This window comes from Allomesorhizobium camelthorni, from assembly GCF_011045125.1.
Taxonomy (GTDB): Bacteria; Pseudomonadota; Alphaproteobacteria; order Rhizobiales; family Rhizobiaceae; genus Allomesorhizobium; species Allomesorhizobium camelthorni.
The window spans coordinates 67,238-88,254 of sequence record NZ_JAAKZF010000014.1 but is presented as its reverse complement, the minus strand read 5'-3'; the positions used below and the strand labels follow the sequence as shown (position 1 = coordinate 88,254).

19 protein-coding genes are annotated in these 21,017 nt (G+C 63.0%); 12 read left to right on the top strand and 7 right to left on the bottom strand.

Going from position 1 to position 21,017, the window contains the following annotated elements:
- Positions 1–49: 49 nt before the first annotated feature.
- From G6N73_RS13235 to G6N73_RS13225, 3 genes are all read right to left on the bottom strand, one after another.
- On the bottom strand, positions 50–841 hold the full coding sequence (locus tag G6N73_RS13235) for a TIGR02186 family protein (RefSeq protein ID WP_165028230.1): 792 nt from the start codon (positions 839–841) through the stop codon (positions 50–52).
- Entirely contained in the window at positions 838–1,761 is a 924-nt protein-coding gene (locus G6N73_RS13230; RefSeq protein WP_165028228.1) for a TSUP family transporter, read from the bottom strand. Before G6N73_RS13230 ends, G6N73_RS13235 begins: the two co-directional genes overlap by 4 nt.
- Positions 1,762–1,941: 180 nt before the next feature.
- Positions 1,942–5,712, bottom strand: a complete 3,771-nt coding sequence (locus tag G6N73_RS13225) for a peptidoglycan-binding protein (protein WP_165028290.1) — start codon at positions 5,710–5,712, stop codon at positions 1,942–1,944.
- A gap of 450 nt (positions 5,713–6,162) precedes the next feature.
- On the opposite strand from G6N73_RS13225, the gene G6N73_RS13220 reads away from it, so the two are divergent.
- The 6 genes from G6N73_RS13220 to G6N73_RS13195 all read left to right on the top strand — a co-directional run bounded on the left by G6N73_RS13220 (position 6,163) and on the right by G6N73_RS13195 (position 13,954).
- Entirely contained in the window at positions 6,163–6,636 is a 474-nt protein-coding gene (locus tag G6N73_RS13220) for a MerR family transcriptional regulator (protein ID WP_165028226.1), read from the top strand.
- A 254-nt stretch (positions 6,637–6,890) separates the two neighbouring features.
- Positions 6,891–8,684 carry an acyl-CoA dehydrogenase gene (locus tag G6N73_RS13215; protein ID WP_165028224.1) on the top strand — a complete coding sequence of 598 codons (1,794 nt, stop codon included), beginning with the start codon at positions 6,891–6,893 and terminating at the stop codon, positions 8,682–8,684.
- Positions 8,685–8,743: 59 nt separating this feature from the next.
- Positions 8,744–9,916: an acyl-CoA dehydrogenase family protein gene (locus G6N73_RS13210; RefSeq protein ID WP_343044610.1), complete on the top strand. Its 1,173-nt coding sequence runs from the start codon at positions 8,744–8,746 to the stop codon at positions 9,914–9,916.
- A 28-nt stretch (positions 9,917–9,944) separates the two neighbouring features.
- Positions 9,945–11,153 (top strand): acetyl-CoA C-acetyltransferase, encoded by a 1,209-nt coding sequence (locus G6N73_RS13205; RefSeq protein WP_165028222.1) that lies wholly within the window; start codon positions 9,945–9,947, stop codon positions 11,151–11,153.
- A 16-nt stretch (positions 11,154–11,169) separates the two neighbouring features.
- Positions 11,170–13,389: a 3-hydroxyacyl-CoA dehydrogenase NAD-binding domain-containing protein gene (locus G6N73_RS13200; RefSeq protein ID WP_165028219.1), complete on the top strand. Its 2,220-nt coding sequence runs from the start codon at positions 11,170–11,172 to the stop codon at positions 13,387–13,389.
- 13 nt (positions 13,390–13,402) lie between these two features.
- A complete protein-coding gene (locus G6N73_RS13195) occupies positions 13,403–13,954 on the top strand; it encodes a thioesterase family protein (protein WP_165028217.1) in 552 nt (183 codons plus the stop codon).
- A gap of 27 nt (positions 13,955–13,981) precedes the next feature.
- Here the strand turns inward: G6N73_RS13195 and G6N73_RS13190 are convergent, their stop codons facing one another.
- Positions 13,982–14,419 carry a DUF2019 domain-containing protein gene (locus G6N73_RS13190; RefSeq protein ID WP_165028215.1) on the bottom strand — a complete coding sequence of 146 codons (438 nt, stop codon included), beginning with the start codon at positions 14,417–14,419 and terminating at the stop codon, positions 13,982–13,984.
- A gap of 48 nt (positions 14,420–14,467) precedes the next feature.
- Entirely contained in the window at positions 14,468–14,866 is a 399-nt protein-coding gene (locus G6N73_RS13185) for a DUF2019 domain-containing protein (RefSeq protein ID WP_165028213.1), read from the bottom strand.
- 40 nt (positions 14,867–14,906) lie between these two features.
- Between G6N73_RS13185 and G6N73_RS13180 the strand changes: the two genes are divergently transcribed.
- From G6N73_RS13180 to G6N73_RS13165, 4 genes are all read left to right on the top strand, one after another.
- Positions 14,907–15,173, top strand: coding sequence for a hypothetical protein (locus G6N73_RS13180; protein ID WP_165028211.1), 267 nt, complete (start codon positions 14,907–14,909; stop codon positions 15,171–15,173).
- Positions 15,174–15,177: 4 nt separating this feature from the next.
- Complete coding sequence (locus tag G6N73_RS13175) at positions 15,178–15,465, top strand: type II toxin-antitoxin system RelE/ParE family toxin (protein WP_165028209.1); 288 nt, start codon at positions 15,178–15,180, stop codon at positions 15,463–15,465.
- Between the two features lie 101 nt (positions 15,466–15,566).
- Positions 15,567–16,217 (top strand): S24 family peptidase, encoded by a 651-nt coding sequence (locus G6N73_RS13170; RefSeq protein WP_165028207.1) that lies wholly within the window; start codon positions 15,567–15,569, stop codon positions 16,215–16,217.
- An 8-nt stretch (positions 16,218–16,225) separates the two neighbouring features.
- Positions 16,226–16,975: a thermonuclease family protein gene (locus tag G6N73_RS13165; protein ID WP_425484080.1), complete on the top strand. Its 750-nt coding sequence runs from the start codon at positions 16,226–16,228 to the stop codon at positions 16,973–16,975.
- Here the strand turns inward: G6N73_RS13165 and G6N73_RS13160 are convergent.
- The gene (locus tag G6N73_RS13160) at positions 16,938–18,587 is read right to left on the bottom strand and encodes a lysine--tRNA ligase (protein ID WP_165028203.1); all 1,650 of its coding nucleotides are present in this window, start codon (positions 18,585–18,587) and stop codon (positions 16,938–16,940) included. The two genes, G6N73_RS13165 and G6N73_RS13160, sit on opposite strands and share 38 nt — an antisense overlap.
- A 218-nt stretch (positions 18,588–18,805) precedes the next feature.
- Between G6N73_RS13160 and G6N73_RS13155 the strand changes: the two genes are divergently transcribed.
- Both G6N73_RS13155 and G6N73_RS13150 read left to right on the top strand, forming a co-directional pair.
- Positions 18,806–19,219, top strand: coding sequence for a tellurite resistance TerB family protein (locus tag G6N73_RS13155; RefSeq protein WP_165028202.1), 414 nt, complete (start codon positions 18,806–18,808; stop codon positions 19,217–19,219).
- Positions 19,220–19,226: 7 nt separating this feature from the next.
- On the top strand, positions 19,227–20,069 hold the full coding sequence (locus G6N73_RS13150; protein ID WP_165028200.1) for a sterol desaturase family protein: 843 nt from the start codon (positions 19,227–19,229) through the stop codon (positions 20,067–20,069).
- On the opposite strand, the gene G6N73_RS13145 is transcribed toward G6N73_RS13150, so the two are convergent.
- Positions 20,056–20,898: a transporter substrate-binding domain-containing protein gene (locus tag G6N73_RS13145; RefSeq protein ID WP_165028198.1), complete on the bottom strand. Its 843-nt coding sequence runs from the start codon at positions 20,896–20,898 to the stop codon at positions 20,056–20,058. The two genes, G6N73_RS13150 and G6N73_RS13145, sit on opposite strands and share 14 nt — an antisense overlap.
- Positions 20,899–21,017: the final 119 nt, after the last annotated feature.

Here is a 21,017-nt window from a genome sequence, read left to right as displayed (position 1 = left end):
GGTGATGCCGGCCTGCAGATGACGGCTTGTGCGGTTACTGACCTGGCTATCAATCCCGGCGGAAGATGAGGCGGCCGAGCCAGCCGGTCAGCATTGCGAGGCCTACGGCGACGAAGCCGTAAAAGGTACCGTGATTGACGGACAGGCGGAAGAGCATCTGCTCGAAGCCAGACTTCTGGATCGCGAGATGCGCTGAGGTCTCCTTGACGAACACGCCATTGCGGAACAGGAAGCCGCGCGCCTTGTGCGTGCCGACGGGAACGTTGGGCGCGAGCGACACCGTCGCGCGGAAGAGGTTCGCCGACAGGAACTGCACGCCGCCGACGCGCTCGTTGAACAGGCCGGTCGCTTTCTTGCGTTCGCGCAGCGCGGCCTCGAATTGCTGGATCGTCACCGGATTTCCATCGGGATCGGCAGGCTGGATATGAAGATTGTCGGCGCCGAGAGCCAGTTGCCGATAGTTGGTCGGGCCGGTGATGTCCTGCAGCGGGCGGGTCGTTGCCACCGAATAGGACTGCGGCACGTTGAGGAACGTTTCCGACTGAAGGTTGACCCAGACGCCGAGCACCCGGTCCTTGCGCCTGACCACGACGGGCCGCGCCGGCCCCTCCAAGACGACGATGACGTCGTAGCGGCCCTGCCGGTTGATCAGCGGATCGGCATTCTCGACGGAGCCGAAGATGGTCAGGTCGGCGCCCGAGAAATCAGCAGTGATTTCGATGCGGTCGGTCGACAGGCCGATCTGGATGCTTTCCGGGACTGGAGCCTGCGCCAGCGCGGCCACCGGCAGGCAGCAGAGCGCCGCCAGCGTCGTGGCGAGGGCTTTCTTCCCGCCCGTCATGGCACCGTCAACCCGGTGAGCGAATAGAGGCTGGGCGGGGGCAGGAACAGGCCGAAGGCCAAGCGCACGGCAACCGCCAGCACCAGCATCCCGAGGAGCGCGCGCAACTGCTCGCCGCGCAGCTTCTGCCCGGCTTTCGCGCCATATTGCGCGCCAGCGACGCCGCCCAGCATGAGTACGAACGCCAGGACGATGTCGACCGTCTGGTTGGTTGTTGCGTGGATGATGGTGCTGAAAGCGGCGACGAAGATGATCTGGAACAGCGAAGTGCCGACCACGACGTTTGTCGGCACCTTCAGGAGATAGATCAAAGCCGGCACCATGATGAAGCCGCCGCCGACGCCCATGATCGCCGAAAGGAAGCCGATGCCTGCGCCAAGCGCCAGAACCGGGATGACGCTGACGAAGAGCTTCGAGGCGCGAAACCGCATCTTCAGCGGCAGCCGGTGGATCCAGTTGTGCTGGCCGGGTTTCTTCAGCGTCGGGGCCGCACCGCCTTTGGCGCGCCTGATGGCGTTCACGCTCTCGACCAGCATCAAGCCGCCGACCAGGCCGAGGAAGACGACGTAGAGTAGGGAAATAAACAGGTCGAGTTGGCCGAGGGCGCGCAGCAGCGAAAACGCATAGATGCCGATCGTGGACCCGACGATGCCGCCGGCCAGAAGCACTGTGCCGAGCTTGAAATCGAGCGTTCCGCGCTTGAAATGCGCCAGCGCGCCGGAAAAGGAAGATGCAATAACCTGGTTGGCGCCGGTGGCGACCGCGATGGCCGGAGGAATGTTGTAGAAGATCAGGAGCGGGGTGATCAGGAAGCCGCCGCCAACCCCGAACATGCCCGACAGGAAGCCCACCGCCGCGCCCATCGCAAGCAGCACCAGCACGTTAACGGACATTTCAGCGATCGGGAGATAGATGCCCACCCGTCAAACTCGATTGTATGTGCCTGTCGGCGAAGACCGTCCCTTGTCCTCGGGTTACATGGCTCTTGCGCCGACAATGCGGCGAAGTCAAACTTCACCGCATTGTCGAAATAAAAACCATCTCAACAGGTTATCATCGAATCCGTAACCAAAGCGTTCCGGCAGCGACGCCTGATGCGATCATTTGCGCGCAATCAGCGCGCGAACCAGCTTTTCGTCGATCTCGCCGGTCGGCGCCAGCTCGTTGTCCTTCTGGAAAGCGATGATCGCGTTCTTGGTTTTCTCGCCCATGACGCCGTCAGCGCCGCCGGCGTCGTATCCGTTCTTGTTCAAGATCGACTGGATGTTCTGCACCGCCTTCTTCATGTCGATGCCGGCGGTAGTATCGGTGCTTTCCTGCCAGGATTCGGGTATGTCGACTGCGTTGGCCTGCGGGTCGAGCGGCTTGGCCTTCCACAGTTCGGCCGCGGCGCGGGCGCGTTCAAGCTGCTCCGGGCGCAGCGCATTGGCGATCTCGTCGCGCTTGGCTGAGGCGTCGCGGTCGCCTGCCTTGGCGACCAGCGCGAACCATTTGTAGGATTCCTCGAGGTTCTGCGTCATGCCGACGCCCTTGGCCGCGAGAATGCCGAGGTTGAACTGGCTGTCCTTGACGCCGAGCTCGGCGGCGTCGGTGAACCAGCGCGCCGCCGATTCATTGTCGGCCGTGCCGTCCGCGCCCATGGCGAACAGCACCGCCAGATTGTGCATGGCGCTGGCGTTGCCCTGCGCCGCCGCGAGTTGGTACCAGGTCTTCGATTTCTGCACGTCGCGTTCGACGCCGACGCCTTTCTCATAGAGGTTGCCGATGCGGTACTGCGCCGGGGCGAAGCCGAGTTCGGCGGATTTCTCGTACCATTTCGCCGCCTCTTTCATGTCGGCGGTCACCCCGCGGCCGTCGGCATAGCGCGAGGCAATTTCGAACAGCGCCTTGGCGTCGCCGGCGTCCGCCGCCTCGCGAAGCGCCACTGGGCCGGCCTCGACCGGCACGGTGACGGCAGGCGTTGCGGGGGAGGGAGAAGCGCTTGCCGTCGACACAAGGTCCATCTGTGGCTGCGGTTCGGTAGGCGAAGCGGCCGCAGAAATTTCCTTCTCCAAGGCCGGTTGGACAGGCCGCACGCCTCCTGCCTGAGTGGCCGGTACTTCCGGCGAAATCTCGGCAGCCTGAGTGTCTTCCCATGGCTCGGGGGCGTCGGACCGCGGTTCCTCGTCGACCTTGCGCATCGCATCCTGTTCGTCGGGCGCGACGTTTTGCAGCTCGGCCTCTGGTGCGGTTTCTTCGAGCGCTGCCTGCGGCCCAGCGTCGTCCTGCGCTGACTCCTGGGTCGAGGCGGTTTCGATCTGCTGCTGGGCCACGAGCGGGACAGTCGAAATTTCCGCGATCTCGCCGCCGTCCGCCAGGAATGCCTTGCCGAGCTGAAGGCCGGCAAGCGCGATAATGATGCCGGCGCTGGCCATCAGGATGGTCTTGCGCCGCTTCTTCAAGAGGTCGCCGATCCTGAGTGCCCGCACCGGTCCGCCAAGATCGGCATTGCGCTTCAGCACTTCGGCTTCCGCCGCCGCCGCTTGGGCCGCGCGGCGGGCCGCAGCGATGAAATCGGATTTGGCTGCGTCGGGTTCGTTCGGCTTGGGCGGTTGGCCGCGCTCGTCGCGCACGCGCTTCATGATCGCGTTGAGATCTGGGCCGCCCGAACCGGGCTCCAGCGGACGGTTGGCGAATTTGGGGTCGAGCGGTTCGTCGAGATCGACACTGGGGGCTTCGCTCGCGGCAGCGGCCGGGGCCGAACCTGCCAGCGGCAGCGTTTCCTTGTCCTTGCGGCCGGTCAGCGCGCGCGCGATACCGCCGAGCATGGAGCGCCTGCCGGAAGGCTCGCTTTCCGCGATGCTGTCAGAGCCGAGGGCGGCTTCCGCAGCCGCCGCGGCAGCTTCGGCGGGCGTGCGCTGGCCGCGCCCTGCGGGAGCGACGTCCTCCGCGGCATGAAGCGGCATGGCGTCATCGAAATCGAGAGATGGCGCGTCCTGCAGCGACAGCTTGCGCTGCGGCGCCGGCTTGGGAGCGGCCGGGGCGTCGTCGGAATTCTCCAGCGAGCCGAGGCGGTCGACGATCTTGATCAGCGTGTCGTGGATCGCCTCGAAAGTCTTGGTGTTGCGTTCATCGGAGCGGCGCGTCAGCGCCTCCAGCGCTTTCAGGTCCTGAGCGAGGCCGGTGACGGCGGCCGTGTGCGTCTGCGAGCCGTCGAGCGAGCGCACCGCATTCTCGGCCGCCTGGCGCGCGGCTTCGAGGATCGATTCGCGGCTGCCGGCGATCGACTTCTCGATATCGTCGAGGCGTGGCCCGATATCCTCGAATTCCGGCAGGGGCGTTCCAGGACGCGTGAGGTGGTTGGAAAGCCCGGACACCTGCGCTTCAAGGCTGCGGATAAGTTCCGGATCGATGCCGGCGAACTGCGCCGATGAGGAATCGAGCCGGCTCGAAATGCTTTCCAGCCGTGCCTCCAACCCGCGTATGGCATCGCTACCGGGCTCGCCGGCTCCGCCCGCGGCAATCTTGTCGGCCAGCGCTGCAAAGCGCGCATCGATCGCATTCATGATCGCGGCATTGTCGAAGGTTGCGTCCGGCACCCTCTGGTCGAGCCGATCGGCCACTTCGTCGAGGCGGCGTTCGAGGTCGCGGAACAGCATATTGCCCTGTTCCAGCGCGTCGCCCTGCCGGCGCTCGATCATGCTGGACAGAAGATCGAAGCGCTGCTCGATACCCTGGAAGATGTAGTCGGCATCCGGCGGCGTTGGGACCCGGTCGATCTTGTCGGCTATAATCGCGATCTGCTTGGCCAGCCGCTCCACCGCCTGGCTGGGCACGTTGGTGTGTGCTGCAAGTTCGTCGACGCGCTGCGACAGGAAGTTGATGCGTTCGATGACTTCGCCCGCCGGGCGGTCCTCGGCGACTTCATCGATCTGCCGCGCCAGCGCCGAGATCCGCGCCTCGATGCGCTCGAAGGGCTCGGGGTCGAAGTTGGGCATTTGGGCGGCGGCCGTCGAAGCCACGATTGCGCGAGAAATCTCGTCTAGCCGCTCCTCGATCAGGGCGAACGTCTCTGACCCGCCATGTTCCTGCTGGCGGGCGAAATGGTCGACGGCGCCGGCCAGCGTGCGCACCTTCTCTTCGAGCGAGCGCAGCGACAGCGATTCGGGAAGGTTGTTGACCGCGTCGCTGATCTGCTCGAGCCGTGCGGTAAGCGCCGCCAGGCCAGGCTCTCCCGCCCGCTGGCGCGCGTCGGCGCGATCCTCGAAATCGCTCCAGCGGCGGTCGAATTCGTCCCAGCGGCGGTCGACCGAAAGCACGGTCTCCTCGCGGGCGAGCGTGTCGAGCGCTGCCTTCACCTGCTCCAGCTCCAGCCGCAGCATGTTGATGCTCTTGTCGTCGCTGCGCTCCGAAAGCGTCTGGATCGCGGTCGCGATGCGCTCGAATTCGCGGCCGAGTTCTTCACCCACCCGCGTTGCAGCGCCGGACGAATAGGCCCGCTCAATGTCCTTTCGCAGGGTCTCGAATTCACGGCGAATGCCGGAAGTGACCTGCAGGCGCAGCTCCTCGCGCAGCGTCTTCAACTCGCCGGCGATCTTGCCGGCCGCGGCGATCCCGTCCTCCTGCCCGCGCAGGCGGTCCATGTCGCGCGCGATCGACTGGTAAGGCTGCTCGCGCATACGCGACGAATAAGGCATGTTGGTTTCAAGGCGGGCGTGCGGGCTCGTGCGATCCGTCTCGCCGCGCGCCGCATAATCGTCGGTCCGTTCGGGCGAGCGACCCAGCCGCTGCTCAAGCGTTTCCAGCGAGCGGTTAAGCTGCTCGAGCGTGGTATGCGGCCTTCGCTGTCTTCCGGCATTCAGTGTGTCGAGATATGACCGCTTGCTGTTCATCGAAACGCCCATCTGCCAGTTTCTCCGGCCGCCCTGCCGGGTTCGAAATCCGTGCCGGGTCTGACCGCGGCGAAGCCGTGGAAGACGAAGCGTGGCCCTGCGCCGCGCTTCGGAAACCGTGAAGAACCAGGTACAAAATAGCCACGGCAGACCGACACGCGCACAATTCGCCCAACGTGGTAAACAAGCCGTTAACCAAGCTTAAGATCGGGCAAGGATTGTCTAAAATGAATGACGCATTCGTCGCGGCGGTGCGACACTCTATCAGCGAAGACAAGGCTTGCGTCGCCTAGACCACCCGATTATATCATTTACGTAAACGTAAAAGTGCGGGAACCCGCTCAGCTTACGCAGCCATTAGTTGAAACCATAGCTGGAAGCCAACGCCCCGAATGCTTCCGCCCGGCGCAGAGCGGCCCGACCGCAGCGCCCACGAACGGGGAAAGCAAAATGACCATGAAGCCAATGAAAGCCGGCGACAATGCTGGCGCTGCAGACAACATGTTCGTCGATTCGGGCGAAGCCGGGGACGGCTTTCTCAGGATCGGCGAGATGGCCAAGAAGTTCGGCGTGACGCTGCGCACGCTTCGCTTTTACGAAGACAAGGGGTTGCTCCATCCCCACCGCGACGGCAGCACGCGTCTTTATACCCGCCGCGACAAGGCTCGGCTGAAGCTGATCCTGCTCGGCCGCAAGGTCGGCTTTTCGCTGCGCGATGTGAAGCAGATGATGGATCTTTACGATCCGTCCGGCACAAACACAAAGCAGCTCCGCCTCGCGCTCGACAAGTCCGAGAAGCAGCTCGCCCGCCTGCAGAAGCAGAGGGACGTGATTGAGGACGCCATCAACGAGCTGAGCAACTCGATGACTCTGGTGCGCAAGATGCTCGCCGAGCGATCCACGCAGACGAACAGCGCCGCCTGAGCTTCCGGCAAGGCGAACACTCAACAGTTTTGCAGACGAAAGGCGCGGGAATTCCCGCGCCTTTGTCGTTTCGTGCGGGCATCGAGCCGCACAATCCGCTTCGCATTCAGCGCGGCTCCAAGTACGATTCCGTGCACGACAGCAATTGACGTTTACGCAAACGTCAATTATTGCTATGACCGTTCGATCGAGGCCGCCAGCGCCCGGCAGGCGCTTTTCATGGCCGTCAGAAATCGCGTGCTGGAGGAAAAGAGATGCCGACATACAAAGCGCCGGTTCAAGACACGCTGTTCGTGCTGAACGAAGTGCTGGGCTACGAGCGCTACAGCAATCTCCCCGGTTTTTCCGACGCCACGCCCGATGTGCTCGAAGTGATTCTCGCCGAGGGCGCCAAGCTTGCCGAAAACGTCATCCTGCCGACCAACCGCATCGGCGACATCGAGGGCTGCGTCCGCCACGAGGACGGCTCCGTCACCACACCCAAGGGCTTCAAGGAAGCCTTCGACCAGTATCGCGAAGGCGGCTGGATGGGTCTAGCCGCGCCGACGGAGTATGGCGGCCAGGGTCTGCCGTATACCGTCCATTCTGCGGTCGGCGAATATCTTTCCTCCGCCAACATGGCGCTGATGATGTATCCTGGCCTTACCCAGGGCGCCATCGCGGCGATCCTCGTCCATGGCTCGGACGAACAGGAGCAGAAATTCCTGCCGAAGATGGTCGAAGGTCTCTGGACCGGCACCATGAACCTGACTGAGCCGCATTGCGGCACCGATCTGGGCCTGCTGCGGACCAAGGCAGTCCCCAACGGCGACGGCAGCTACAGGATTTCAGGCCAGAAGATATTCATCTCCGCCGGCGAGCATGACATGGCCGAGAACATCGTCCATCTGGTGCTGGCGCGCATCGAAGGCGCACCGGAAGGCGTCAAGGGCATCTCGCTGTTCATCGTGCCCAAATTCAAGCTGAAGGGCGGCGAGTTGGGCGATCGCAACGGTGTGTCCTGCGGCTCGATCGAAGAGAAGATGGGCATCCACGGCAACTCGACGTGCGTCCTGAATTATGACGAGGCCGAGGGCCATCTGCTCGGCGAGCCGAATGGCGGCCTGAAGGCCATGTTCACGATGATGAACGAGGCGCGTCTGTCCGTCGGCATGCAGGGATTGTGCATCTCGGAGATCGCGTACCAGAACGCCGTTGCCTATGCCCGCGACCGCATCCAGGGCCGCTCCCTGACCGGCCCAAAGGCGCTGGACAAGAAGGCCGATCCGATCATCGTGCACCCCGACATCCGCCGCAATCTGATGACCATGAAGGCGTTCAATGAGGCCGGCCGCGCGCTGATCCTGTGGACGGCGATCAAGTCGGATGTCGCGCACCGTTCGGGCAACGACAAGGAGCGCCAGGCGGCTGACGACCATATGGGCCTGATGACGCCGATCATCAAAGGCGTGCTGACCGACAAGGGTTTTGACCATGCCGTGATGGCGCAGCAGGTCTTCGGCGGCCATGGCTATATCGAAGAGCACGGCATGAGCCAGTTCGTGCGCGATGCCCGCATCGCCATGATCTACGAAGGCGCCAACGGCATCCAGGCGCTCGACCTCGTCGGCCGCAAGCTGGCCTTGAATGGCGGCCGCGCGGTCCAGGCATTCTTCAAGGAGGTCGGCGAGTTCTGCGAGGAGAACCGCGCCGACGAGAAGATGGTGCCGTTCACCAAGCAGCTCAAGAAGGGTCTCAACGACCTGCAGGCCGCGACCATGTGGCTGATGCAGAACGGCATGCAGAACCCCGACAATGCGGGCGCCGCCTCCACCGACTATTTGCATCTCTTCGGCCTGGTCTCGCTCGGCTATATGTGGGCGCAGATGGTCAAGGTCGCGCAGGGCAAGCTCGCAGGCGGGGCCGGCGGCAAAGCATCATTCTACGAAAACAAGCTGGTCACAGGCCGCTATTTCATGGAACGTGTGATGCCGGAAACGTCGGCGCATCTGGCCCGCATTTCGAGCGGCGCGGGGTCGATGATGGCGCTGCCGGCCGAAGCGTTCTGATTTCCGTGGGGCCGGCTCGACCCGGCCTCGCGTCAAAAAAAGCCGAAGCGGAGGAAATTGTGGCCATTGTTCCTGCTGAAGTCCTGGGCTTGCCAAAACCCGCTTGGGCCGGCGACGATGTCGCCATGCTCTACGACATGGCGACCCGTTTCCTTTCGGAGGAAATCGCGCCGCGCTACGAGGAATTCGAGAAGGCCGAGATGTTCGACCGCGAAAGCTGGACGAAGGCCGGCGAAGCGGGCCTGCTCTGCGCCTCGATGCCGGAGGAATATGGCGGCTCTGGCGGAACCTTCGCGCATGAGAGCGCCATCATCGAGGCGATCAGCCATGTCGGCGTCGACGGCTTCGGCATCGGCCTGCACAATTCCATCGTCGCCCCTTATATCCTCCACTACGGTTCGGAAGAGCAGAAGAAAAAGTGGCTGCCGAGGATGGCGAGCGGCGAGCTGATCGGCGCCATCGCCATGACCGAGCCGGGGGCCGGCTCCGACCTGCAGGGGGTGAAGACCTCGGCCAAACGCGACGGCAACCATTACGCCATCAACGGCTCGAAGACGTTCATCACCAACGGCCAGCTCGCCAACCTGATCATCGTCGTCACCAAGACCGATCCGTCGAAGGGCGCCAAGGGCACGTCGCTCATCGTTGTCGAAACCGATGAGGTCGAGGGTTTCGAGCGCGGCCGCAACCTCGACAAGATCGGCCTGAAGTCCAACGACACGTCCGAGCTGTTCTTCAACGATGTTCGCGTGCCTACCTCCAATCTGCTCGGTCACGAGGAAGGGCAAGGCTTCATCCAGTTGATGCAGCAGCTGCCGCAGGAGCGGCTGCAGATCGGCACCACCGCGATTGCCGCCGTGGAGCGCGCGCTGGCGCTGACCATCGACTACGTCAAGGAGCGGAAGGCCTTCGGCAAGACGATCCTCGAATTCCAGAACACCCAGTTCAAGCTCGCCGAACTGAAGACCGAAGCCACCATCGGCCGCGTTTTCTACAATGACTGCGTGGCGCGTCACATCGATGGCGGGCTCGACCCGGTGACAGCCTCGATGGCCAAATACTGGCTGACCGACCTGCAGGGAAAAGTCATGGACGAATGCCTTCAACTGCATGGCGGCTATGGCTACATGAACGAATATCCGATCGCCCGAATGTTCCGCGACGCCCGCGTCCAGCGCATCTATGGCGGCACCAATGAGATCATGAAACTGCTGATCGCCCGCTCCCTCTAGCAGCGGTCCGCATTCGAGGAGAAGAAAGATGGCCGAAGCTTATGTCTATGACGCCGTGCGCACGCCGCGCGGCCGCGGCAAGAAAGACGGTTCGCTGCATGAGGTCCCGGCCGTGCGCTTGGGCGCGAAGGTCCTTGAAGCCCTGCGCGACCGCAACGGGCTCGACACCGGCACCGTCGACGACATCATCTTTGGCTGCGTCGACCCGGTCGGCGAGGCCGGCTCGGTCATTCCGCGTTCGTCGGCATTCGAGGCCGGCTACGCGACCACGGCGCCCGGAATCCAGATCTCGCGCTTCTGCGCATCAGGGCTCGACGCGGTCAATTTCGGCGCGGCCAAGATCGCCCAAGGCTCGGACGAAATCGTCATCGCCGGCGGCGTCGAGTCGATGTCGCGCGTCGGCATGGGCATGTCGGGCGGCGCCTGGTTCATGGATCCTTCGGTCGGCCTTCCCGCCTATTTCATGCCGCAGGGCGTTTCAGCCGACCTGATCGCCACCAAATACGGCTTCTCGCGCGACGATGTCGACGCCTACGCGGTGGAGAGCCAGAAGCGCGCCGCCAAAGCCTGGGAAAAGGGCTACTTCAAGAATTCGGTCGTGCCGGTGAAGGACCAGAACGGCCTGACCATACTCGACCGCGACGAGCATATGCGGCCGACAACAGACATGCAGTCGCTGGCCGCGCTCAACCCCTCCTTCACCATGCCGGGCGAGATGGGCGGGTTCGGCGCGGTCGCCGTGCAGCGTTATCCGGAAATCGAAGAGGTCAACTACGTTCATCACGCCGGCAATTCGTCCGGCATCGTCGATGGCGCGGCCGCCGTTCTGCTCGGCTCGAAAAAGGCCGGCAAGACCATGGGGATGAAGCCGCGCGCACGCATCCGCGCTGTCGCCAACATCGGTTCGGAGCCAGCGATCATGCTGACTGGTCCGGTCGACGTGACCGAAAAGCTGCTCAAGCGCGCGAAGATGAAGCTGTCGGACATCGACCTGTTCGAGCTGAACGAGGCATTCGCCTCGGTAGTGCTGCGCTACATGCAGGCTTTCGACATTCCGCACGACAAGATCAACGTCAATGGCGGCGCTATCGCCATGGGCCATCCGCTCGGCGCGACTGGAGCGATGATCTTTGGCACGGTGCTTGACGAGCTTGAACGCCGCGACCTGAATACCGCGCTGGTGACGCTCTGCATCGGCGCCGGCATGGGCACCGCCACCATCATCGAACGCGTCTGACCGGGGAGAAGAAGAAATGACCTACAAGAATTTCACGGTCGAGACGGATGCCGACGGTATCGCGCTGGTCACCTGGAACATGCCCGACAAGTCGATGAACGTCTTCACCGAGGAGGTGATGGACGAACTCGACAAGATCGTCGACCAGGTCGCCTCCGACGCCGCCATCAAGGGCGCTGTCATCACCTCCGGCAAGGAGAGTTTCTCCGGCGGAGCGGATCTCACCATGCTGAAGCGCATGCTGACGCTGTTCCACGAGGAAGAGGCGAAGGACCGCGACAAGGCGGTGAAAATGCTGTTCGACGGCGCCGGCCGCATGAGCGGACTGTTCCGCAAACTCGAAACCTCCGGCAAACCCTGGGTTTCGGCGATCAACGGCACCTGCATGGGCGGCGCGTTCGAACTGTCGCTCGCCTGCCACGGCCGGGTCGCAGCCGATAGCGACAAGGTGACGATGGCGCTGCCTGAAGTGAAGGTCGGCATTTTCCCGGGCGCCGGCGGCACGCAGCGCGTTCCGCGCCTGGCGCAACCGCAGGAAGCGCTGCAGATGCTGACTTCCGGCCAGACGCTGACGCCGAAAAAAGCCAAGGCGATGGGTCTGATCCACGAGATCGCCGAGCCGAAACAACTGGTCGAGACCGCCAAGGCGATGATCAAAAACGGGCTGAAGCCGGTCCAGCCCTGGGACGAGAAGGGCTTCAAGCTGCCGGGCGGCCCGGTCTATTCGGCGGCGGGCGCCAATCTCTGGCCGCCGGCGATCGCCATCCTGCGCCGCGAGACCTACGGCAATTATCCAGCCGCATCCGCCATCCTGAAATGCGTCTATGAAGGCCTGTTGGTGCCGTTCGATACCGGCCTCAGGATCGAGCAGCGCTACTTCACCGAGATCATGCAGACCACCGAAGCGGCGATGATGATCCGCTCGCTGTTCGTGTCGCTGCAGGAGTTGAACAAGGGCGCGCGCCGTCCGGAAGGCATTCCCGCCACAAAGTTCAAGAAGATCGGCGTGCTCGGCGCGGGCTTCATGGGCGCAGGCGTTGCCTATGTGACCGCCAAGGCCGGCATTCCGGTCGTGCTGCTCGACCGCGACATGGAATCCGCCGAAAAGGGCAAGGCGCATTCCGAAAACCTGATTTCCGAGCAGGTCAAGAAAGGCCGCGCCACCGCGGAAGACAAGGACAAGCTGCTGTCGCTGATCACGCCGACCGCGGATTATGCCGCACTGGACGGCTGCGACCTCGTCATCGAGGCGGTGTTCGAGGATTCCGAGGTCAAGAAGGCCGCGACCGAAAAGGCCGAGGCGGTGCTCAAATCCTCGGCGATCTTCGCCTCCAACACCTCGACCATCCCGATAACCGGGCTGGCGAAGAATTCTGCGCGGCCGAAGAATTTCATCGGCATCCACTTCTTCTCGCCGGTCGACAAGATGATGCTGGTCGAGATCATTCTGGGCAAGAAGACGGGCGACAAGGCGCTTGCGGTCGCGATCGACTATGTCCGGGCTATCAAGAAGACGCCGATCGTCGTCAACGATACGCGCGGCTTCTACGTCAATCGCTGCGTGCTGCGCTACATGTCGGAATCCTACAGGATGCTGATCGAGGGCGTGCCCGCGCCGATGATCGAGAATGCCGCGAAGATGGCCGGCATGCCGGTCGGACCGCTGGCGCTGACTGACGAGACCGCGATCGACCTCGCGCAGAAGATCATGAAGCAGACCATTCGCGACCTCGGCGAGAAGGCGGTCGATTTCCGCCAGATGGAGTTGATCAACACTATGGTCGACACGCACGGCCGCCATGGCCGCAAGAACGGCAAGGGTTTCTACGATTATCCGGCGAAGCCCGCCAAGAAGAAGCTGTGGCCCGGCCTGAAGGATCTTTATCCGCAGCTTGCTCCGGAAAAGGTCGATGTCGACGAACTGAAGCAGCGTTTCCTCGTCACCATCGCCCTGGAAGCAGCGCGCGTGATGGAGGAGGGGATCGTCACCGATCCGCGCGAGGCGGATGTCGGCTCGATCCTGGCGTTTGGATTCGCGCCCTATACCGGAGGCGCACTGTCCTACATCGACGGCATGGGCGCGAAGAAATTCGTCAAGCTGGCGAAGGGGCTGCAGAAGAAGTTTGGCGCGCAGTTCAAGGCGCCGAAACTGCTCACCGACATGGCCGAGAAAGGCGAGACGTTCTACGAGCGCTTCGATCCCTACAAAAAGGACGAGGTGCGCAAGGCGGCCTGACCGGACGTCCCGCATGTATGTCTGGGCACGCTTTGCTCGAATGGCCGCGACCGTGAAAAGCCGCGGCCCTTATCGGCCAGGCGGGACAAGCCGCCTGGCCTTCCGCTGCCTGCCGACCGACATCGACTTCAACATCCATCTGAACAATGCGCGCTACCTCATGCTGGCCGATCTTGGCCGCATGGACATCTTTCTGCGCTCAGGCCTTCTGAAGTTGATGCGGGAGAGAAAATGGGCGCCGATGATGGGCGGCGTCCAGTCGGTGTTCGTCCGCGAGATCAGGCTGTGGCGGCGTTTCGACGTGGTCTCCTCGATCGAGACATGGGACGGCATGCAGGTCATCGGTCGCCACAACTTCATCCTCGACAATGGCGAGACCGCCGCGCTGGTGATGACCACGGCGGGCATTTACGATCTCGCCAATCGCCGTTTCGTCGACATCGGCGAAGTCATCGCCGCGCTGGGCTTCGAGACAAAGCCGCGCCAGCCGAGCGAAGCCGAACGGATATTCATGGCCTCCCATTCGGGGCTCCGGGCGCTGGCAAAGGGTGGCAGGCCTGATTAGAGCCGCACCGGTTTGCGCGAGAGCCAACTACTTGGCCAAAGCCTCACGGACAGCCTTCGCCCGCTCTTTCTTGTCCACCGGGATCCAGAAATCCTTGAGAATGAGGGAATCTCCTCTTTCAATCCCGCTGAGCGACATGCCCGCATGTCCTGCCTGCGGTTGCCAACGGGATGCGGCGATTTCCTGGAGTACGGCGTGGGCATTCGCGCGGTCGAGCATATAGGCCGACTCTGCGGCATTAAGCCGGACCTGCCTGTTCGGATGGTCGAACAGCGAGATGAGCAATCTGCGTTGGTCGCCCGGCCGCAATCGTAGTTCGTTGACCACGGCAACCTCGTGCTCGAAAAGCCGATTGAACCGCGCGGTGTCGAAATTGTCGAGCGCCTCGGCCTGTGCCGCTCCGATCTCGACGTAGCGGGCGACGAGTTCATCGTTCGTCAGTTTGCTGAGAGATACTTTCTTCATTTCAAGACCTCGAATTCTCGTAGGGCTTCAAGCTTGGCGCTCATTTCCTCATTCCGGGTCCGTGGGGAGCTGTGAGGTTCCATTTTCCAAGGCAATGAGCGACATGCCTGCATCGCCTGACCAAGGTTGAAACGGCGACGCGGCGATCTCCTCGATGGTGGATCTCGCCCGCTCAGGGTTCAACGCGTAGGTCGACTCGGCCACGTTGAGGCGCACTTGCGGGTGCCGATGCGCATACAGGACAAAAAGGGTTATGCGGGCGTCGCCCGGGCGGTGCCGCATTTCCGAGAGCAAAGCTCTGCGACGCAGGATCAATCGGTTGGCGCGCGATGACTGCAGAGCTGCCGTAGCCTCGCCCTCGGCAAGACTTAATTGTTCGAACAGATCCACCAGTTCGGCGTTCGACATTGACGCAAGAGATTTTGCGCGGCTTTTTTTCGTGGTCATTTTAGCACCTCAAATGCCCTCAGAGCATCGGGACAAGGTGATGTCCAATGCCCCTTCCACACAAGACCTGGCCGCGCTATGTTCCAGTCGAGGTAGGATAATGACCAAGCTTGAGCGCGCCATCAAAGAGGCCGAGCAACTTCCGAGCGATTTGCGGGAGCAGCTTGGCGAAAAGCTCCTTCATTACATACACAAATATCTCGCGCTGCGGGATGACATCGATGCTGGGCTTCGCGAGCTTGATGCCGGCGAAGGGCGCGACGGGAACGATGTTTTTGCGGCCTTGAAGTCGACGTATGGCGCTTAGGCTCATGATCGCTCCGGCCGCGGAGCGCGACTTGGCAGACATTCTGGAGTTCATATCGCAAGATGGCGTTTCAGCCGCCCGCAAGACTGTTTTGCGGATCGAGCGGGTGATCGACCTGTTGCTGGAGCGCCCTTTCCTCGGGCCGGCCGTTAGCAGGCCTTTGCGGGTCGGTCTCCGCAAGATCACCGTCTCGCCCTATATCATTTTCTACCGATTGGCGGATGACCAACTGCAGATTGTTCGATTGCTGCATTCGTCCCGCGACCTTGATGAAGAATTGCCGGTCGATTGAATTCGTTTTCGAGCGTTCCCGGCCAACTCGACTAGACAACCCTTTCCGCCCGCGCTAGAAAGTTAAAAAGGTATTTTTTCCTGTCTGGCATGGAGAACGCCATGCTTTCGCATGAGCGCGTTTGGGCCGCGATCGACGCACTTGCCGCGCGCTATTCGCTATCGGCGTCCGGCCTTGCGAAGCGGGCAGGGCTCGATTCGACGGCCTTCAACAAGTCGAAGCGGCTCTCGGCTGATGGCAGGCCGCGCTGGCCGTCGACGGAATCGCTCGCCAAGATAATCGAGGCGACGAACTCCTCGCTCGACGAGTTTCTCGCGTTGATCGACGGCAAGCCTGGCCCCAAGGACAAGCCCCTGCCGGTGCAGGCCTCGTCAGTGCCGCTGCTCGGCTTCGCCCAGGCCGGCGCCGGCGGCTTCTTCGACGACGCCGGCTTTCCGGTAGGGCAGGGTTTTGACCTGATCGAACTGCCGTCCAGGGCCGGCGACAATTCCTATGCGCTGAAAGTGCAGGGCGATTCCATGCTGCCGCTCTACCGCGACGGCGACGTTTTGATCGTCGAGCCGGGGGCGAGGGTCAACAAGGGCGACCGCGTCGTCGTCAAGACCGGCAGCGGCGAGGTGATGGCCAAAGTCCTGGCACGCCAGAGCGCGAAGGAGATCGAGCTTCAGTCGATCAATCCCGATCATCCCGATCGCGTCATTCCCGCAAAAGACGTCGAATGGCTGGCCCGCATCGTCTGGGCGAGCCAGTAGCCGCGCCGATGCGTGCCGGCATTGCAGCGGGCGCATTCCTGACCCTTGTCGGCCTGGGCTTCGTCATCATGACCGGCGGGCAGACGCTGATCCCGGACGAAACGCCGCCCGGCGCCTCCGCACTGCCAGATGGACCGGAGACTGCGGAGGTTCCAAAGATTGATCCGCCGCGTCCGACCATTCGGTCGCGTGCCGCTGACGGGAACGCGGAGCCCGAAGAGTTTGAACGTGTCCCCCCGCGCGAGCCGCTCGGCGAAATTGGTCTCGCGCTGCCGCCGAAGTCGGCTGTGCCCGACGAATGGAAGGGAACCATCCTCTACCGTCCGGTCGCGCCCGCAGCCGGGGTGGTCGAGGCGATGGGGCATACGGTCGCTATCGCCGGGGTGGATGCCGTCGCAGCCGACGAGACCTGCCTGTTTGAAGGCAAGGAATGGGTCTGCGGCATCCGCGCTCGCACGGCCTTCCGCTTGTGGCTGCGCGGCAGGGCCGTCACCTGCGCTGTGCCGCCCGAGGCCGACCCGAAGACGATCACAGCCGCCTGCCGGCTCGGCAAGCAGGATGTGGGCCAGTGGCTGGTATCCAATGGCTGGGCGCGGGCGGCCGCAGGCGGACCCTATGGCGAGGCCGAGGAAAAAGCGCGCGCCGCGAAGAAGGGCATATTCGGCCGGCCCCCGGACAAGAATTCCCTGCCGCCGCCGTCGTCAGCCATCAGCACGTTGCCTAGGCCGCCAACTGACCCGACAGCGCCTTCTGAATGAGCGCGCGCGTTTCAGCGATGCCGTAGAGCGCAACGAAGGAGCCGAAGCGCGGACCGCGTTCCTGGCCGATCAGCACCTGATAGATCATCTGGAAGAAGGCGACGGAAACACCGGGCCCACCTTCCGGGCTCTTCTTGTCATGATCTTGGTAGCGCTCGATTTTCCGCGCGACATTGAGCGAAATGTTCTGGACCGCCTCGCCGTCGGCATCGGCCGGCAATTGTCCGAGGGCGTCCGACAGCGCCTGCAGCGCCTCGCGCTCCACCGGGTCCGGTGACCGGTACACCTTCGCCGGCTTCACGAAATCGTCGAAGTAGCGGATGGCGTAGCCAGCGAGCCGGTCGAGTTCGGGGTGCGACTGCGGCGTCACCCCAGCGACGTGGCGCGAAATGAAGCCCCACAGCACGCTCTTGTCATGCGCATTCGATGCGCTGACCAGGTTGAGCAGCAGCGCGAAAGGCACCGGCAGGTCGATCTGCGGCGGGTTGCCGTCATGCATATGCCAGACGGGATTGCCGAGCCGGGTCTTCCAGTCCTGCCTCTGGTAGGCAGACAGGAAGGTGTAGTACTCGTCGACGGCCTTTGGGATCACGTCGAAATAGAGCCTCTTGGCCGTGCGTGGCTTCTGGAACATGTATAAAGCGAGGCTCTCGGTCGGCGCGTAGGCGAGCCATTCATCGATTGTCAGGCCATTGCCCTTCGACTTCGAGATCTTCTGCCCGTTCTCGTCGAGGAAGAGTTCGTAGACGAAGTGTTCCGGCGCGCGCCCGCCGAGCGCCTCGCAGATGCGGTCGTAGACGCCCATGTTCGGTCCGTGGTCCTTGCCGAACATTTCGAAGTCGACGCCGAGCGCGGCCCAGCGCGCTCCGAAATCCGGCTTCCATTGCAGCTTCACCCTGCCGCCGGTGACCGGCAGCGTGGTTTCCATGCCGTCCTCGTCGTCGAAGGTGATGGCGCCGGCGGCCGCGTCGACATGCTTCATCGGCACGTAGAGCACCCGGCCGGACTTCGGCGAAATCGGCAGGAAGGGGCTGTAGGTCGCCTGCCGTTCCTGGCCCAGCGTCGGCAACATGATCGCCATGATCGCGTCGTAGCGTTCGGCCACGCGCTTCAGGATCGTGTCGAAGCGGCCCGACTTATAATAGTCGGTCGCGCTCGCGAATTCGTAGTCGAAACCGAACGTGTCGAGGAAGCGCCGCAGCATGTTGTTGTTGTGATGACCGAAGCTCTCGAACTCGCCGAACGGATCGGGCACGCGGGTCAGCGGCTTGCCGAGATGCTCCAGCAGCATTTCGCGGTCAGGCACGTTGTCGGGAATCTTGCGCATCCCGTCCATGTCGTCGGAGAAACAAAGCAGCTTGGTCGCGACCTTGTCTTCGGTCAGGATGCGGAAGGCGTGGCGCACCATCGAGGTGCGCGCGACCTCGCCGAACGTACCGATATGCGGCAGACCGGACGGGCCGTAGCCGGTCTCGAACAGCACTGTTTCCGGAAAATCCCGCCCCTTGTAGCGAGCGACGATCTTTTTCGCCTCTTCGAACGGCCACGCCTTGCTTTCGGCGGCGGCCGCGAGGATTTCCGGGTTGAGATCGATCACGTTTGATCTCGCCATTGTGCCTGTCCTGTATTCCTGCCGGCGATTATTGCCGGTTCCGTGCTTGTGGGGATGCTCGGCAATCCCGAGCGCCGCGTCTTGTGCGTATGCAGCCGGACGAGCTTGCAGATGGTCTCTATGCGGGCGGGCGGGGGGCGTCAACATTGGCCCGGTTTTTCCTTGCGAGGGCATGGCCGCGTTCCTACCTTCGCTGCAATGAAACGAAGGGGACTAGAATGGCTTTGCCGACCGCGCATGAGGCGCTGATCTATCTGATGGTGGTGACCTCCGCTTCCGACCGCGACATGACCGATGTCGAACTGGCGCGGATCGGGAATGTGGTTCGATCCTGGCCGATCTTCGAGGGTTTTGACGACGAGAGGCTGATCGGCATCGCCCAGGATTGCCAAAAACGGCTTCACGAGAATGGTGGAATGACCGGCGTCCTGACCCTCGCGCGCAAGGCCATCCCCGAGCATCTCCACGACACCGCCTACGCCATGGCTTTTGAGGTCGCCACCGTGGATCTGGAAATGCGCATGGAAGAAGTTCGCGTGCTGCAACTCCTGCGCCAGCATCTCAACGTCGACGACGCTACCGTCGCCGCCATTGAGCGGACGACCAAAGCCCGCCACCGGACGCTGACATGAGGACGGGATGATGGGCGAGGGCGCTGCCTTTCCGGAAGCCTGGATCCGCGGGGCTGTGTTCCTCGCCGTCTTCGGCTCGCTGGCGGTGCTGGAACTATGGTCGCCTCGCCTCGAGCGCGACGAGTTGCGCGGCGCGCTGAAATCGCGGCGCTGGTTCACCAACATCTCGATGGTCGTCCTGTCGTCGCTGGTCCTGCGGATAATCTTCCCGGCCGCCGCCGTTGGCGCAGCACTCTGGGCGGAGGCGCGGGGCTGGGGCGTGCTGCGGCTTGCCGGCCTGGACGGCATAGTGGGCGGCGTCATCGCCTTTGTCATGCTCGACTTCGCGGTCTGGCTCGAACACGTCGCCAGCCACAAGATACCGCTTCTGTGGCGCATCCACAGGATGCATCACGCCGACACCGGTTTCGACGTCACCACCGGGCTGCGGTTCCACCCGCTGGAAATCGTGCTGTCCATGTTCTGGAAGGCCGTGGTCGTTGTGGCGCTCGGCGCGCCGGTGCTGGCCGTCTTGATTTTCGAGATCGTGCTCAACGCCGGCTCGATGTTCAGCCATTCCAATCTGCGCATCGACAAGCGTATCGATCGCTGGCTTCGCCGTGTCATCGTCACGCCAGACATGCACCGCGTCCATCACTCCACCGATCTTACGGAGACGGACTCGAATTACGGTTTCAATCTGTCGTTGTGGGACCGGTTGTTCAAGACCTATGTCAGCCAGCCAAAAAAGGGTCACGACGGCATCGCGATAGGGCTTTCGGGCTATTCCGCGAGCGAAGCGGCGCGGCTCGGCCGGTCCTTGGCCCTGCCGTTCGTTTCGCGGCCGAGCGCCTACGTCAGAAGAAGCTGACCGGAAAATAGCGCAGGTAAAGTTCGGCGAAGACGCCTTTCACCGCGATCTGGTGCAGCGCCGCGTCGAAGGCGGCGGCCAAGGCCGGCTCGCCGGCCCTTGTGGCGATAGCCAGTCCCGAGCCCAGATATTCCGGTGTGAGATAGGCGCCGCCGGCGAACCGGCAACACCCGCCGGCTTCAGTCCCCGCCAGCCAGAAACCGAGGCGCATGCCGTCGCCGAAGGCGACAGCGATCTTGGCGGCCTTCAAATCCTGCAGCATCCAGTTCTGCCTGGAATAGGTGATGATTTTCACGCCCGGAAAATTGGCGCGCAGCATGCGCTCGTGCGCCGAACCGGCGATGACGCCGACGCGCTTACCCTGCAGCCTGTCGAATGCCGGTTCGGAAACCGCCGTCGTCTTCGACATGACGAAGCGCGCCGGAAACCGCAGATATGGCCGCGAAAAAGCGTATTTCAGCCGTGATTCCGGCGTCACGGCGACGCCGGCCATGATCGCTTCGCCCTGTCCATTTTGCAGCATTCCGTCCAGTTCTGCCCAGGGGACAGCCTGGATCTGGCATTTGTCGGCGATGTCGAGCTCGGCGCAGATGGCGCGCGCCAGGTCGACGTGGAACCCCGACAGGCGGCCTTCGCTGTCGAGGAAATTGAAGGGCGGGAAATCCGTCGTGGTCAGGAACCGCAACCTGGCCAGCCCCGACAGGTCGGGTTTCGGTAGGCGCTCCTTGGCGTCCCAGAACATCGGGACCTGCGGTTCGGCCGCGCGTGCCGAGCCGCAGGCAAAGGTCAATGCGCAGAATGCGGCCAGAAGGACAGCGCGAAATTTCATTTGAGCTCCGGGCGAGGGATATTGGTTTGTTCTAGCGCCGGTCTGATGCGATTCCCAGCCATGCGGCGAGCAGCTTTCCGGCAAAGCAGGGTGCACGGGATAGCCCCTCTTCGGCGGTA